The sequence below is a fragment of the Mesotoga sp. Brook.08.YT.4.2.5.2. genome (assembly GCF_003351125.1).
GTDB lineage: Bacteria > Thermotogota > Thermotogae > Petrotogales > Kosmotogaceae > Mesotoga.
The window spans coordinates 1-16,130 of record NZ_JPGZ01000047.1 but is presented as its reverse complement, the minus strand read 5'-3'; the positions used below and the strand labels follow the sequence as shown (position 1 = coordinate 16,130).

General features: G+C 46.4%; 9 protein-coding genes and 2 pseudogenes. 10 read left to right on the top strand and 1 reads right to left on the bottom strand.

The window, feature by feature from the left end; translation table 11 throughout:
- The 4 genes and pseudogenes from Q502_RS14455 to Q502_RS11930 form a co-directional block, all read left to right on the top strand.
- The coding region (locus Q502_RS14455; protein ID WP_220152705.1) for a hypothetical protein at positions 1-301 on the top strand (301 nt) is incomplete at its 5' end.
- Positions 302-331: 30 nt separating this feature from the next.
- Positions 332-1,528: an MFS transporter gene (locus Q502_RS11945; RefSeq protein WP_102819407.1), complete on the top strand. Its 1,197-nt coding sequence runs from the start codon at positions 332-334 to the stop codon at positions 1,526-1,528.
- Between the two features lie 1,523 nt (positions 1,529-3,051).
- A pseudogene (locus Q502_RS11935) lies at positions 3,052-3,639 on the top strand (pirin family protein); the annotation flags it as partial.
- A 562-nt stretch (positions 3,640-4,201) separates the two neighbouring features.
- Positions 4,202-9,088 (top strand): right-handed parallel beta-helix repeat-containing protein, encoded by a 4,887-nt coding sequence (locus Q502_RS11930; protein ID WP_112109457.1) that lies wholly within the window; start codon positions 4,202-4,204, stop codon positions 9,086-9,088.
- An 88-nt stretch (positions 9,089-9,176) separates the two neighbouring features.
- Here the strand turns inward: Q502_RS11930 and Q502_RS11925 are convergent, their stop codons facing one another.
- Positions 9,177-10,520: an APC family permease gene (locus Q502_RS11925; RefSeq protein ID WP_258002057.1), complete on the bottom strand. Its 1,344-nt coding sequence runs from the start codon at positions 10,518-10,520 to the stop codon at positions 9,177-9,179.
- Positions 10,521-10,932: 412 nt separating this feature from the next.
- Here Q502_RS11925 and Q502_RS15140 point away from each other — a divergent pair.
- The 6 genes and pseudogenes from Q502_RS15140 to Q502_RS11900 form a co-directional block, all read left to right on the top strand.
- Positions 10,933-11,567: pseudogene (locus Q502_RS15140) on the top strand (MASE3 domain-containing protein); the annotation flags it as partial.
- Positions 11,550-11,915, top strand: coding sequence for an HD domain-containing phosphohydrolase (locus tag Q502_RS15135; protein ID WP_374704145.1), 366 nt, complete (start codon positions 11,550-11,552; stop codon positions 11,913-11,915). The pseudogene Q502_RS15140 and the gene Q502_RS15135, both read left to right, overlap by 18 nt.
- A 22-nt stretch (positions 11,916-11,937) precedes the next feature.
- Positions 11,938-12,222 carry an HD-GYP domain-containing protein gene (locus Q502_RS14865; protein WP_374704144.1) on the top strand — a complete coding sequence of 95 codons (285 nt, stop codon included), beginning with the start codon at positions 11,938-11,940 and terminating at the stop codon, positions 12,220-12,222.
- Between the two features lie 517 nt (positions 12,223-12,739).
- On the top strand, positions 12,740-14,017 hold the full coding sequence (locus Q502_RS11910; RefSeq protein WP_146739755.1) for a hypothetical protein: 1,278 nt from the start codon (positions 12,740-12,742) through the stop codon (positions 14,015-14,017).
- Between the two features lie 320 nt (positions 14,018-14,337).
- Complete coding sequence (locus tag Q502_RS11905) at positions 14,338-14,961, top strand: SatD family protein (protein WP_102819402.1); 624 nt, start codon at positions 14,338-14,340, stop codon at positions 14,959-14,961.
- Between the two features lie 128 nt (positions 14,962-15,089).
- Complete coding sequence (locus tag Q502_RS11900) at positions 15,090-15,878, top strand: DUF3307 domain-containing protein (RefSeq protein ID WP_102819401.1); 789 nt, start codon at positions 15,090-15,092, stop codon at positions 15,876-15,878.
- Positions 15,879-16,130: the final 252 nt, after the last annotated feature.

Sequence of the window (16,130 nt, the reverse complement as noted above, 5' to 3'; positions counted from 1 at the left end):
CCCAAAATGCTCCTGTTTGGGGTCTCCTGTTCAGGGTTCCTGTATGGTGGTCCTGTTCAGGGTCATCCCGGGTGCGATCCGGGATATGTGCTTCGATCTTGTCAAAGGTCTGTTGACTGACAGCGTTGTTTTCGACGACATTCAACCGCAGGCGTTTCATCGCAGTCGGATCTTTCAGCGTTCAGTGGTTCTTCAGGCCGGCGCAGCCGGAACTGGCCTCGTCGAAGGCGAGACTGGCCTGCGTCAGCAGACTGGCGAACCTAATCATCCCACAAAATCCTTCCAAAATGGTAATATATAGTAAGCAAATCAAACAAAGAAGGGCTTTTTGTTGAGAAAGAGAATCGTATTACTGCTGACTTATACATTCATCACCACTATAACAATCTCAATGTACCGCGTTGTCTATAATCTGTATCTGAGAGAAATCGGTTTCTCAAATCAACTCATAGGCAACGTGACTTCTGCCCAGTTATGGGGATCGGCGATCATAGGGCTGCTCACAGCCGTTCTCGCAGATTCTATCGGAAAGAAGAAGATTCTCTTTCTCTCTGCGATTGTCGTTCCCGTATCTGGAATCGCGCTTGCTTTCGTAGTTGATCCGACGTTTATAATCGTTCTATCGTTTATCAAAGGCGGGTTTACAGTTACTGCCTTCACCGTAGTCATGGCGACAATGACAAGCATAACAAAGACGGGAAACAGAGCGAAGGTCTTCGGTCTGAACTTCGGAATCAACATGGCAAGCGGAGTCATCGGTAATTTCATTGGTGGGGCATTTGGAGATCTTTTCAGCCTTAAAACGACTTTGATAATCTCGATGGTCGCCCATTTACCTGCAATAATACCTGTCATAAAGCTTGAGATGACGGAATCGAGATCCAGACTCAAGGAACTATTCAACTTTTCGGGACTTCAGAACGACCAGAGGAAGGTGCTTACATACTACTTCATATCCACAGCAACTGTGGGCTTCGGAGCCGGTCTCTTCATACATTTCGGAAATTTGATATTCAAAGACCTTTTCAACATGTCGGCAACAGGTATAGGTATCGCCCTTTCTATTGCACAATTAGGGACTGCCGCCGGATCGACACTATCCCACAGATTAGGAAGACGCTTCGGCGCCTTGAAGTTCAACCTGACAATGCAGTTGCTTGTAATCCCACTGATGCTCTCTCTAGTAGTCGTCAGAGAGCCGATTCTATTCACGATTCTTTACGCATTCAGATTCGTCTTCATGAACATAACAAACCCGATAATGACTTCGATAATCTTCTCATACGTTCCAGATTCTAAACTATCAACAGTTTCTGGAATCAACGGCTTTCTGAACAATACTGTTCGGGCAGTAGCCGCTATGATCTTCGGGTTAATAGTTGGTACTACTATAAGCGGCTATACCGAATTATTCTTGCTTAGCACTGCCTTCTACGCGGCAAATGCCTTCATCATCTTCCTTTTCTACAGGGATTTCAAGAACGAACCGAGAGTTCTGGAGCTTTATGATTCGAAGAGAACGAGCTGATGTGGGCCAGTCACCTTCGGTGGCCAGTCAGGCTTCGGAGAGGTCAGTTCTCATTGAAACAAGACTCAATGACGCCTTCGGTGGGACGCATTGCACTGAAGAACATCAGTGGACGCAAGGCTGGCGAAGATAACGCCAGGTCGCAATGCTGCCTTCGGCAAGAGGCGATTTTGAAGCCAGTCAGGCTTCGTCGGGCAATGAGCAGCTGAAAGTGTATACAGCCGGTGTCCGCTTAAGAATAAGGGCCCGCTGATTACTGTAAAGAGCCGTCCTTGGTCCTTCGCCTTGGACCAGAACACGTCCTTGGATAACATCATGCGAGAAAGAGCATTGTCGAGAGCTTCGCTGCGAGAGTGTGAGAATTGATAGATGGTCGTCAACGGTCCGCCGTCCTCCAAAATCAACATCGCGCGAGAGAGCAAGAGCATAAAGTAATGGCAATTTCAGCGGGAGGCTTATGAATTCTGGATTCCGGATTCCGGATCAGGTCCGAAATGCCCCTGAACAGGAGATTTTCAGGTGGCTCAGGGATGACTGTCGTATTCACCCCCTAGGGGAATTGGACAAGTAAGTTAGGAATAGTAGACTAAGAAGGGGTGAATATGGAGAGAGTAGAGATGAGGGGAAAGCAAAGAGGCCAAGTAAGGATCTAGGATCTCCTGAAGCCTTTAAGAGCTCTTTAATCCCCTCTCGAGAGGGGTGTCGACGGCTTCATCGTCGACGGGGTGTGTTGAACACATCAAGAATAACCCTCATGTTCAGCATGGCGGAATTAATAGCGTCTCGGATATGGTGAAAAAATGATTTAGTCTACAGCGGCAAAGCACCTTCTTACCGGTCCGCCTTCTTTGAAAAATGAACTTAGATAGTTTCTAGTACACACCGGAATTTTCTCATCATCTCCTGTGAATCCAAGGAAATTGAATCATTATGCACGCAGTGATCCGAAAATTCTCAGTCTTTCTCTTCTCTTCATGCTGTAATGTTTCAAAAAGGTTTGCCGAAAAAAAAAAACAACTTTCAGGTTATCTCTCATCTTTTCCCATATTTCTGCGATAATACCACCAAAATTCTTTCTTATAATTTGTTTGAAAATGATTTGAAGAAAGTGCAGGTGAACATGAACCTCGACATAGAAGCACAGCAAGCGGCAATTAATTACCAGGTACAGCAGAACTGACAGTGGAAAACTTCATGAGCTTTCTCACCCCATCCCTCAAAGCCGGGCCGACAAGGTCCGGCCTTCCTGTTGTCTGTGTTCTTGCTAATGAGAATGTTGCTGGAGGCTTATCTGGGATAATAGATCATGGGATTCAGATAGAAGATCATTCATGATTAGAGATCTGCAGACACCATTTTTGCGAAAGGCTTTTGAGTATTGATGCATGAGAATCTGCCGCGGAGTGAAGAGGAAACTTACAATGAGCAGAATACGGAAAATCAGCAAGATCTTGACTGGGAGAGCCGCCGTTGATGGTGCCGGAGTGAAGCTCGTTTGAGTAGTTGGTCAAAGAGACGTTGAGGATTTCGATCAGTTCTTGCTGCTGGATGCCTTTGATTCGACAAATCCGGAGGACTACATTAAGGGCTTTCCACGGCATCCTCAAAGGGGCATCGAGACCGTGCCTTATCTTGTAAGCGGCATTATAGACCACGGTGATAGTTTGGGCAACAAAGGCAGAATACTCGACGGAGCCTGTCAATGGATGACTGTAGGGTCGGGAATCATTCATCAAGAGATGCCCAAACCCTCGGCACGATTGCTTGGAGGACAGCTCCGGCTTAATCTTTGTGCCAGGGACAAAATGGCAAATCCTCAATATGGAGACATAAAGAGTCAGGATGTTCCTGCTGTAGATGAAGAAGGTTCAATAGTGGGCGTAATTGCGGGACCTCACAAGAACATCACCGGAGCATTCGAAGGAAGATATGTGAAGGCCAAGCATCTAGATGCTGAGGTCAAAGCCGGAAAAGAGTGGTCATTCGAGACCGGTGATGATATGACTCTCTTCATCTATATACTGTTGGGGAGTGGAACATTCGATCCCAGTGAAGAGGAAGCCATTGACAGCAAGCGAGCGGTTCTCTTTGGCGATGGAGATACCTTCTAGGTGAGGGCAGGAAGTGAGGGGACAAGGTTACTGCTGTTTTCAGGGAAACCTCTTAAAGAGCCTGTTGCATAGGGAGGTCCCATAGTCATGAACACCAGGGAAAAACGGGATGTTGCCTTCCGAGAACTGAGCGAGAACTCCTTTGTGAAGCATGGATGAGACCTGCTCGACCATCTATAGAGTAATTATGAAGGCAAGTGTCTGACCTAAATGATTGTTGAACAGGTATCCTGCCCTCCAATAAGCAAGAATTCTGTGCGTTGATGCTGGTCAGTCGTAATGTGAGTTCATAAGGGATTATTGAACGATCACAATGGACTGAACCTAGTAGCGAAACACGTCTCTTCACCGAATTTGCCTCGTGAAAAGCCATCTAACCAAACATTTGGCCATCCATACCTTCCTTCCAGATTGTTACTTAAATCAAGAGAGTACTATTCAATCTGCTAAGTATTCGCTCCGCACATATGTATAATCTGTTCATACGATGGCTTTGGCGCGTGATCGGGCCAATCTCCGAGTAGTACTGGCGGCAAAGCCCGGAATACTCTGGAGGTGCTTTATGAAAGCTTTTTGGCTTGTTAGGACTTCGCTACTGATAATCCTTCTACTTTCGTCAGGGGTGCTTTTTGCCCTGAACTCAGAGACACCTGTTGATAGGTACAAACCTCCCACAGAAGTGTCAGGAACCGTTGCCGAAGATACTGTTTGGACAAGGGATCAAAGTCCATACTTGGTGAGGTCTAGTATCACCGTTTCACCTAATGTGATTCTTACAGTCGAACCGGGGGTGGAGATTCTCATCGTCCAAAATCAGGACTTCATAGTTGACGGAACTCTGAGGGCTGTTGGCAACAAGGAGAACCCGATCATCTTCACCGGAACTGCTCAGGTACCTGGATGGTGGCGATCTATAAACATTCGTAATGAGGGTTCTGCCTTTCTTGAATGGTGCGAAATATCCTTTGCGGGTGCTTCAACAGGAGCAGGAATTCTCAAGGCAGGATCGGGTTCTCTGAGAGTAACTAACTCAATCATCCGAAGAGTCCGGGGCGATGGTCTCAGAATATCTTCGGGGTACTCTTTTTTTGAAAGCCTGAACAACGTATTCATGTATAACACGAATGGAGTCAGGGTCGGGATAAACTCATCCTTCTTTGACCAGACTTCGAATTTCGTTTCAAACGAAGTAGACATCCACCTTGACGGAGGAACTATCGGCGCGAATGTAAGTTGGGGAGCCGGCGGCGATTATTCCATGACGGTTACCGGGGATGTGACGGTGGGTGTCGGGGCTTCTCTTGAGATAGCTCCGGGAACTGTTATCAAGTTCAGGCAAAACAACAGGATTTTGGTCTACGGTGAACTTCAGGCGAGAGGAGAAGAGAGCCGGCAGATCTTTTTCACTGATCTGCGTGACGACTCCGTGGGTGGAGATGCAAACGGTGACGGGAACGAGACTCTACCCGAGAATGGTGGGTGGAGATCGATCAATATTCTGAACGAGGGCTCAGCCGTTCTTGAGTGGTGCACTCTTGCCTACGGGGGAAGATCAGATGGAGCTACTCTTCTAAAGAGCGGCGCTAGTTTTCTAAGAATATCGAATTCAACGATTATTAACAGTGCCGGAGATGGACTAAGAGTAGCTGCCGGGTACTCTCTATTTGAGTCTTCGAACAACTATTTCGGGCACAACTCAGTTGGTCTGCGGCTGGGGATAAACTCATCTTTCTCAGATCTCACTTCGCGATTTGAAGGTAATGATCTAGATATCCACCTTGACGGAGGCACAATAAACACGAATGTTGTATGGGGAGCCAACAGCGATTACTCTATGGTTACCAATGGAGATATAACCATCGCTGCAGGCGCCACATTGGAGCTCAAAGCCGGAACCGTGATTAAGATGAGGCAGAACAACAGGATTCTAGTATACGGTCACCTTGAAGCAAAGGGTAGAGAAGACGCTCCCATAAACTTGACCGACTTTCGAAACGATTTAGTCGGCGGAGATGCCAACGGGGATGGCGATGAGACTTCGCCAGAGATTGGTTGGTGGCGGAGCATAAGTCTTCTGAACGAGGGCAGCGCGAGTTTCCATTACTGTGTCATTGGCTATCTGGGAGCTGTTGATAGAGCCGGAGTAATCAAGAACAGCACCGGAGCCTTTTCAATCCTGCACAGTACCATACATGATGTCGCGGGTGACGGATTGAGAGTTGACAATGCGGCAGGCGGCACCGAAGTGAGATACACGACATTGTCTCACAATTCAGGTTCAGGATTGTATTACAAGACCGACGGAGTAAAGACGGAAGCTTTGAGTATTGTTTCTAATGCCATTGGAATAAGGCTTCTTGCCGGCAGTTCGATTGAGGTGGACGAAGTAACGTATTTTGATGAAAATAGTATCGCCGTACAGATTGATCCAGGTACAGTTTTGGGAGATGTAGTGTGGGCGACTCCAGGATATATATCGATTCTGATGAATGGTAGCGTGACTATTGCTGCCGGAGCGAGCCTCACAGTGAAGCCGGAAACTGTTATAAAGATAGCGCAGAATTCTATGTTTGCTGTCGATGGAAAGCTCATTGCTTTAGGTACCGAGGAATCACCCATCTTTTTCACCGATCTTCGAGACAACACTGTTGGCGGTGAAATACCTGGAGCAGAATCACCACCGGAGGCCGGCTGGTGGAGATCTATAAGTATCCGCAACGACGGTTCTGCTTACTTCGATTGGTGCAGAATCTCCTATGGCGGTAGAACCGATGGTGGAACGATAGTTAAGAGTGGGAGAGGTGCTCTTTCGGTATCGAATTCTGTCATAGCTAATACTTCTGGGGACGGACTCCGTATAGCGGCAGGATACTCTTCATTCGAGCATTTCGACAACCGGTATGTAAGCAATACGAATGGAGTGCGAATAGGTATAGGTTCTTCTTTTGTCGATCAGACAACAACCTTCGAAGGGAATGCGGTCGACATTCACCTCGACGGCGGGACTGTTAACGGAGCAGTAGCCTGGGGATCAAGCAGTGATTATTCTATGATAGTTACGGGAGACGTGAATATCGCAGCGGGGGCTTTACTTAGTATTCATTCCGGTTCTGTCATTAAGTTCAGGCAGAATAACAGAATTATCGTTTACGGAGTTCTAGAAGCGACGGGCAATGAGAATCTGCCTATCTACTTCACCGATCTTAGGGATGACTCAGTTGGCGGAGATGCAAATAGAGACGGCGAGGAGACGGTTCCGGCTTCTGGCTGGTGGAGATCGATCAGTATTTTGACAGATGGGAAAGCAGACTTCGAGATGTGCGTGATCAGATACGCGGGGTATGGAGATAAGGCTGGAGTCTTGAAGAATAGTTCGGGACACGTCGCAATGTCGCATACACTTGTTGAGCACATTGCAGGAGACGGTTTCAGAGTTGACAATGCAGCCGGCGGGGTTATGGTTAGAGAATCTACCTTCTCTCATAACTCGGGAGCAGGAATTAACTACCGGACAGATGGAGTGGTTATCGAGGGATCTTTCTTCGAATCCAACGATATTGGTATAAGGGCCGTAGCGAACAGCTCGCTGTCGATAGATGAGAGGACACACTTTGCCGAAAACAACCGCGATATTCACGTAGATGCGGGAACCATAAGTGGAGAAATAGTCTGGAGAGTTCCTGAGCATACCACCCTGTTCTTGAGCGGAAGCACTTCTATTTCCAGAGACGCAAGACTGGAAATACTGGCCGGCACAGTTGTCAAAGTGGCGCAAAATACTTCTATAACAGTTGATGGCGAACTTATCGCTATAGGAACTGAACAATCGCCTGTTCATATAACCGATCTCAGAGATGATTCTGTAGGCGGAGACACGAATAGAGATGCCGAAGCCACAGCGCCGGATAGAGGCTGGTGGAATTCAGTGAACATAAGGGAGTCAGGAAAGGCCAAACTAGATTGGATTACCATAGGGTACTCCCAGAGCGGGATCATTCGTAGCGGATCAGGATCTTTCACACTAACCAATTCTACTATCCATAATGTCACAGGAGATGCGCTAAAGCTTCTCGCCGGGTATTTAAGTCTTGAACTCTCAAACAATTCATTCATAAGTAACGGGACTGGGGTACGGCTGGCAGTTAATGTCTCTTTCGACGACCGGTTGGCAAGATTCGAAGAAAACGGAACCGATGTATTTGTAGATGGAGGAATGATAACCTCCGACGTAGTATTCGGCCTGAGCAGTGAGTACTCATTCTACGTGTCTGGGGAGTTAACCATTTCTAAGAACGCAATATTGGAAATCAAATCTGGAACAGTTTTGAAGTTTGCTGCCTACAGGGGATTACGGGTTTCCGGTAGCTTAAAGGCCGCAGGGACTGAGTATGCGCCGATCGTTTTCACCGACTGGCGGGATGACTCATTTGGAGGAGATTCTAATCGTGACGGCGATGATTCTCTTCCTGAACCAGGTTGGTGGAGAGGTATCTACATACAGGAAGAAGGGAGCGCAGAGCTTGAGTGGGCTATCGTTATGTATGCCGGTTACGGGGACAAGGCAGGTCTTTTCAAAACAGGCTCTGGATCATTGATCGCCAAAAATGTGTCGGTCTCAAGGACTGCCGGCGATGGTCTTCATCTAAGCAACAGCACTGGATTCATAGAAGTTTTTGAGTCTTCGTTCTCCGGAAATTCAACTGGAGTAGGGATCTCCTCCTTGCAGACCGTTCCTATATCTTTCGCTGACTGTATCTTCGAAGAGAACACCATCTGTGGTGTCAGAAACGATAGTCAGGTCGAGGTAGTTGCTGTAGATTGCTGGTGGGGCGACATTACAGGTCCGCACCATCCTTCTCTCAACTATCGAGGAACGGGGAATTCAGTAAGTGACAATGTGACGTTCTATCCCTGGACAGGAAAAGAAGAGCTTGAATACGAGTTGGATACGGAAGAAACTATAACCGAAGAAGAGGTAATTGGAGAAGTCTTTGCAGCCGAATGGGTAGAGGTTTTCGCCGATGGAATATGCTTTGAGGTTCCGTCGATCTGGTATGACGATTCTCAAAAGTATAGGCGCGAACTGGAGGACGACGAAGATTCGAAGGCCGTCAGCAGATGGTTCGATTCTGAACCCGGCTCGGAGAATGTTTTCTTTGTTATTGCTCGAGTGAGGCCCGAGTTTCTTGAAGATGAAAAAGAGGAGATCAGACTCTCTATGGAGGTTGTTGAAGAATCGGAAAGGCTCATTGCCGGTCAACCCGGCATATGGATAGAACTTACGGCGCCCCAGTGGGACGTTGAGAGAACAATCTACTCACATGTCTATCAGCCCGATGAAGACGGGTACTGTCTATCGATTGGATTTGCGGTTAAGGTGGGTTTTTGGAGCCAGAATGAACCGATTCTTGAGAGAATTGTGGATACATTGAGATACTGTGTGAACTGAACGACGCCACAGTATGTGTTCGCAAAGCAATCAATGCAGGAACGATAGCATTGACCGTGTCTTTCAGTCGATAAGTTTCTTTGACTACTTAGTCGTCGAATGCCGATAAGTCGTCTCTGCCGAATGGATTGTCTTTCACACGATTGAGGTGTCTCAATCTGAAGGCAAAGTAAATTATGCCAATAATCTCCCATACTATGAAGAACAAGAAGAATGAAGCACTGAAATCTGCCCCGACCTGATAAAGAAGAATGAGCAATATCACTATTGAAAACAAGGCCCCGAAAACCGGGATTAGGGTAAACCATTTCTTATTAACTACTGCGGGAGCTCTTTCTTTGAGCCTTGGATCATTCTTCAGTCTGAAGACTGCAAACATCGTTGGGACGATTACTGCTATTCCGCCTATTGAAGCGAAGGCTGCGAATAGGTTTAGGCCGGATTCGCCAACTGAAATCAGCATAATTGAAGAGAGAAGCCAAATAATTGTCAGCAAAGCCCATGGTGTTCCTCTCTTGTTGACCAGTCCGAGTTTTGAGGGGAATACTCGGAGTTTACAAAGTGCGAGCAAAGATCTAGTCCCCCACATGTATGTCGCGTTAATCGTTGTAGCAATTGCGAGTATCGGGCCGCCGAATGCGAAGACGTAGAAAAGAAATCCGCTGAGGTAATTCGAAGCTACGTCGTTAAGAGTGCCATTAGTCATTACATCTTCTCCTACTCCAAACGAGACGATTGCCATCAGGAGATAGCAGACCAAGACAACCGAGAGAGAGAAAATCACCGAAAGCGGGAGATTTCTCCTGGGATTTTCTACTTCTCCGCCAAGCTCTATCACGGCGTTAGAGCCTGCGAATGTGAAAGAGAGTAGTGCCGAAGCGTATATTATCGAACCGATCCCTTTCGAGAAAACGCCTTCGAGGTTGCTCGCTTCGATTCTGCCAATGCCCGGCACAGTGTAAATTGTGATAGCAATAAAAAGTAGAGCTACAGCGAGGATTTCCACTCTCGAAGCCATTTTAAGACCCATAAGGTTGACTACATAGAAGAAGGTGAGAATAATCAGAGCTACGGGCACAAGAGAGATCCCATCCCAGATACCCTTCATATATGATGCCAGCGCAAGCGCGTTCAACGGAAACAGGCCGACAAATGCACCGAAGAGATAGGCCCAGAGACCGAGAAATGCGGCTTTGGGTGAAAAGAGGAAAGCGCCGTACTTGAAAGTTCCGCCTGTCGTGGGAAGTGTCGATCCGAGCAGCATGACATTTATCATAATAATTGCCATGGGAGCAAAGGCAACGACGAATGCAAGTATTGTTCCTACCCCCGCACTCTGAGAAGCGATCGGCATGTAGATGAATATTCCTGCCCCGATTGTCATCCCCACTTCCAGTGCGACCAGATCCCAGAACTTCATAGTCTTCTTCATCTATTCCACCTTTCTGAGTACAAACCAAGAACTTTCGCTCAACTCATGAGTGCCTCTCATGATGCATCTTTTATTATACATTGAGTCTATCCTTTGCTGAAAGGGATCTCAGTTTCGACTCTCTTTAGATCAGGATTTCTTGCCTTCCCGCAGGTTCTGCTACTTTGGTCGTCATATGCTGAGATGATTCCTTATATTGTGTGTAGTATTTAGAGATGCTTCGGGGAGTCGCCATTACAGGTATTGTTGTTATAGAGGTGAATCTTCGTCTGGCAGGAGGATCCGTTGGCACTATATTGCACAAGTTTGTTAGCGAAAAGGACTTTTGCTGTCATGCTTGATAGGGATTATACTTGAGAGAACTTTTTTTCGTTGGTGGTAAAGTTATGTCTAAGACAATTACTGTTTCCATGTGGATATTGATCGCTTTGGCCTCGTGAGCAGTGTCGCGTTAAATTTCCCTCTTTTCCACTCGTTTATCGAAATTACGGCGATTTTGATCGCCAGAGTTTTGGTTTCTATGGCATTCATTTCCAGGGATAAGAACGTACTCGTGCTGAGAATAGGATATCTCTACAGCGTAGTAATGGTCCTGGATGTTCTTCACACAATCTCGTTGCCGGGATGGGTGTCTTTTCTTCCTGGACGGCAAATCAGCCGACACAGTTCTGGATTCTGGGTCGGTTGATAGAGGCTTCCGGTCTGGCGTTGGCGCTGGTTCTGCCTAAGAAATAAAATCTAAATATTGGCTATTTTGCAGGGTTCATTATTGCAGGAGCCCTTGGAAAGACGACGATCTCCCTTGGATACTTTCCTGAATGTTTCATTATGGGAACAGGTCTAACTTCATTCAAGATTTCTATGGAATATGTAGTAATTGGAATCATAATGTTGAGCATCTATCTTCTTTTTAGGAGCGATTCTCCAGACGTTCTCCCGTACAGAAAGTACTACTTTCTGGTTCTTCTTATGACCGCTGCCGGTGAGATAGTTTTTACGACCTATACCGACGTGTACGGTTTTTCTAACATGCTTGGCCATGTTTTCAGAGTGATATCTTATTTCGTTGTCTTGCAGGGGATAGTCTACAGGTCCATTCGCGAGCCGATCGACAGCCTTTACAACAGAATCAGCAAGACCCAGGAAGAGCTTATTGCAATAATGAGCGAGACTACTGAGATAAAGGATCCATACACAGCAGGTCACCAGAAGAGGGTTGCCATACTGGCAGAAGAGATAGCAAGAAAGATGCGCCTTTCACAGGATGACCGAAATGTGCTTTCGTTTGCTTCCAGGCTCCATGACATAGGGAAACTTTCCATTCCGGCAGATATACTTAACAAGCCCGGAAAGCTTAATGAGATTGAATGGGCGTTAATCAAGAATCATCCCTAGGAAGGCTTCAAAATCCTGAAGGATCCATTTCGGTCTGCCAGTTGCAGAAATAGTCAGGCAGCATCACGAGAGAATCGATGGATCCGGTTATCCGAGAGGTCTGAAAAACGAGGAGATAATGCTTGAGGCAAGAATTCTTGCAGCTGCAGATTTTGTCGAGGCCATAGGCTCTCATCGTCCTTACAGACCTGCACTGGGACTTGAGATGGCCCTGGAAGAGATTAAGTCGGGAGTTGGCACGAAGTATGATGAAGAAGTGGTGAGAGCCTGTCTTGAGCTCTTCAGTTCGAGGTTTTTGCCGATCTAGACATCAGATTTCAAACTGCAGAAGCTCTCTTCCATAGAACTGTGGAAGTTATGAACTGCTCGGATAATGAGAATTTCGATCTGGATCACAAAATATCTGTTTTCATGTTGATATTCAGTCTGCTCAGAAGCACTACATCCTTCATGGAACTCTTGCCGCACACAATTCGATTAGGTTTAAGGAACGGAATCAAGATCTAGCTGATTCGAGGCGGTAAGATCTGTCTCGCAAGCCTTTTACAGTTTCGGAAATGAAAGTCCCGCTTGGTTTTTCATTGTAATGAGCTTTTCGATTTGGCAAAGGCGCTCGTGAGAACGAATATCCATAAATATTGGATTCAGCTGCGCAACTTTTCGTTTTTGACATCACGATTATTTATCTCGGTCATATTAGTAACCTCTCTTCGATACTTCACAGCAACTAATCAAATATTAATGAAACGAATATGAACAACTATTGATCCTGGGATTGATCGCAAAGGGATGTAGAAGACGTTGATCATGAGATGGAGGAATAGATGATGAGAAGAATGTCAGTAATGGTATTTCTGATTTTTATTTCGGTTTTTCTGGGGGCAAGGCTAAATGTAGTGAAGTCTCTAGCTCTTGGAGGAAGCGGCAACGACGAGGCAAGCGACGTTAAGATTCTCGAAGATGGATCCGTTGCGATTTCAGGGTACACAGACTCTTCTTCTGGAGGGATTGTTTCTACACACGGTCAGGAAGACTTCCTTATAGTGAAACTTGACAGTGACTTGAATCTTCAGTGGTGGAAAACCTTTGGTGGAAGCAAGAGAGATATTGCTGAGGCAATAGCCCTAACTGCTGACGGGGGATACTTGCTGGCAGGTCTGACGGAATCTGCAGATGGTGATGTGACCAATAACAAAGGTATTGGTGATTTCTGGGTGATCAGGCTTTCGACTGAAGGCGAACTCATCTGGGAGAGAACACTTGGGGGCAGCGGGCAGGATCATGCATACGATGTACTTGAGAAACCTTCAGGCAATATTCTGGTTGCAGGATACACAAGATCTGCTGACGGAGATGTCTCTTGCTATGATTGGGGAGAAGACTTCTGGATAGTAGAACTGGATTGTGAAGGCAATATGGTGTCTCAATGGGTAGTTGGCGCTTACAGATCTGAAGATTGCGCGCAGAGACTTTACCTGGGAGAGGATGGGTCAGTCTATGCAGTCGGCTACTTTGCGTACAGAGACTGTGGAATAAGCTGCAACTACGTGGACAACCAGATGTCGATCTTGAAGATCTCGGCCGCTGGGGAAGTCGAATGGTTTGATCAGTTCGGAGGTCAGTGGTTTGAGGATGGCTTCGATATAGTTGCAGAGAGTGATGGCGGTGCCATAGCCACTGGTTCACAGGACGCCGGGGTATCACTGTTTTCGAATGGACTTGGTGGAAGAGATTTCTGGGTTATTTCGGTCGATGATGAAGGTAATGAGCTGTGGAGCAAGAACTACGGCGGGAGTTTTACAGACGTTGCGCGTTGCATTGTTCTTACAGATGATGGGAACTTGATTGTCGCTGGACAGACAACTTCTAACGACATCGATGTCAAAGAAAATTCCGGCATGAATGATGCTTGGATCATCGAACTGGATTCTCAAGGACGGATAATAGATACTGTATCTTTCGGCGGTTCCAGGGATGATGTCGTCAATTCAGCCTATATTGAAGGGAACAGGATCATATTCGCAGGGTATTCCATGTCCTATCAAGAGGGCAGTGCAGAAAAGAGAGAGAAAGATCTTTGGCTATTTGAAGTAGCTAATTAGCTGTTAGTCATTGAATTTCTGCAGCTGACGCATTACTCCTTCTATTTGCCAAAATGCAGCATATTCGGGAGTTTTCCCGTTTTCTTCAACGGGCTTTCCCTCGAATTTCCACCAACGGGTTTCATATTGAGTAACAAGCTTTCAAAGACTTCTGAATAGCCGATCCATTTATCTAGGATGTCGTATTGATCTCCGCGTGGATAAGTGGGTATCTCGTAAAGAGCGGAGCGGCACTCTGCTTGCCCCTGCTTTATGGTCTCGCCAGAATCTGTGCTACAATCAGTTTGGAGTGCCTCTGCTGTTTACGGAGTGTGAGCTGTATGGGTCTTTATGCGATAATTACCGCCGATATCATCCAATCAAGGAAGCAAGAGATTCCGGTGGAGAGTATTCGGAATTCGATCGAGGGTTTTGGTTCGGAGTATCTCGCAAAGCCATTCGCCATATCTAGAGGAGATGAGATTCAGGGTGTATTGTCTGAGCTGGGGGCTCTACCGATGCTTGTTCGAAGGTTGAGATACATTGTGCGACCCTTCAGGCTAAGAATTGGGTTAAGCATAGGCGAAATCGATAAGAAGGAGCTTGAGAAGGCCGGTTCTTCTTGGGATTTAAGCGGCAGAGTCTTCTTCGATGCGAGAACGGCGCTTGATAGTGCGAAGCAAAGTAAGATTTCCAACACTTTCTTCGTTCATGATAACGACTTACTATCAGTTGCCATGAATAACTCTTTATCTTTGCTCGAAACTGTTGAGAGGAATTGGACTGAAAAGCAGTGGGAAGCCGTTCATGTATATGAAGCCGAGGGGACTTACGAAAAGGCGGCTAAGGCTCTGGGAGTGACAGCCCCGACGGTTCAGGAACACTGTGAAAAGGCCAGCTGGAATGTGGTAAGAGCTGCCGAAATGGGGTTGGCGAAGTTGATCGATTTGTCGCTTGGAAATTAGTTTATTCAGCCTTATATTTGTAAAATTAGTCTATATAACCTTATTTCCGCTGAATAAGTCTTTAAGACCTTATCACAAGTATATTCCACGACAAACGTGCATCTACTGGGGTATTAACGGAGGCCACCATGACAGGATTAGTGATACCTTTAGCGCTTTCGATTCTAGCGCATGTACTTGCCGATTTCTTGTTTCAGACAGACTCGATGGCAAACGAAAAGAATAATGTACAAATGAAGGGATTCCTGAAACACTGGTGCGTTGTGTTTGTAACTCTTCTGGTTCTTATGCTCCCCTTCAAACTCACCGATGTGCTCATGTACTGCCTTGTGCTTTCCCTCTTTCACATACTGATAGATGTGTTCAAAGCTCAGATCGAGAGTCGGCGAGGTCCGGCAACGAAGTTTATCATGTTCATTGTTGACCAATTCTTGCATCTAGTGCTCATTTCTTTCCTCTTGCCGATTTCCAGCTTCACCGTTTCAAGGAGCTTCTCGAGCTTCATTGGTTGGTTCTCCATACATACGGGGCTAAACCTGTCCTCGCTTCCGGTTCAAAGAATTCTGTTGATAACAATTGTCTATTTATACGTACTCTTTGCCGGCGCGGTCTTCATAAGAAAGCTCTTTGATCTCATCTACAAGAATGTACCGGACTATCTTCAGAGAATAGCAGGAGACAGCTCCGTCCTTGATAATGTGAAGACCGGAAAGGTGATCGGGATCTTCGAAAGACTTCTCATTCTTACACTTTATCTCACGGGAAATGTTGCCTCTATAACCATTGTAATAGCCGCCAAATCGCTGGCCAGATTTAAGAATTTCGAGAACAAAGACTTTGCAGAATACTATCTAATCGGGACACTGGCGAGCGTGATGATTGCAATGGTTGGCGGGATGATCTTGAAGGTTCTTTGAAAGGAGAGCCGACGACGAGGCGGATCAGAGGTAAGAGGAATGAGGCTAGAGGTAAGAAGACCAAGATCTCTTCGCTCTTCCGACCTCTTGCCTCTGACCTCAGGCTCTTCCCAAGGACGGGGTCCATGATCTGGGACGAAGGACTAAGGACGACTCTTCACAGCGTTCAGCGGGTCTTTGTTCTTAAGCTTACAGCGGATCTTCGTCCAATGTGCAAAGGAGATTTCATTCGACCTCATCTTGTCTGTTTGC

Excerpts from the sequence above, each read along its gene's own strand:
- Q502_RS15135 (WP_374704145.1), top strand. The coding sequence starts at position 11,550 with ATGCTTGGCCATGTTTTCAGAGTGATATCTTATTTCGTTGTCTTGCAG.
- Q502_RS11905 (WP_102819402.1), top strand. The coding sequence starts at position 14,338 with ATGGGTCTTTATGCGATAATTACCGCCGATATCATCCAATCAAGGAAG.
- Q502_RS11900 (WP_102819401.1), top strand. The coding sequence starts at position 15,090 with ATGACAGGATTAGTGATACCTTTAGCGCTTTCGATTCTAGCGCATGTA.
- Q502_RS11925 (WP_258002057.1), bottom strand. The coding sequence starts at position 10,520 with ATGAAGAAGACTATGAAGTTCTGGGATCTGGTCGCACTGGAAGTGGGG.
- Q502_RS11930 (WP_112109457.1), top strand. The coding sequence starts at position 4,202 with ATGAAAGCTTTTTGGCTTGTTAGGACTTCGCTACTGATAATCCTTCTA.
- Q502_RS11910 (WP_146739755.1), top strand. The coding sequence starts at position 12,740 with ATGATGAGAAGAATGTCAGTAATGGTATTTCTGATTTTTATTTCGGTT.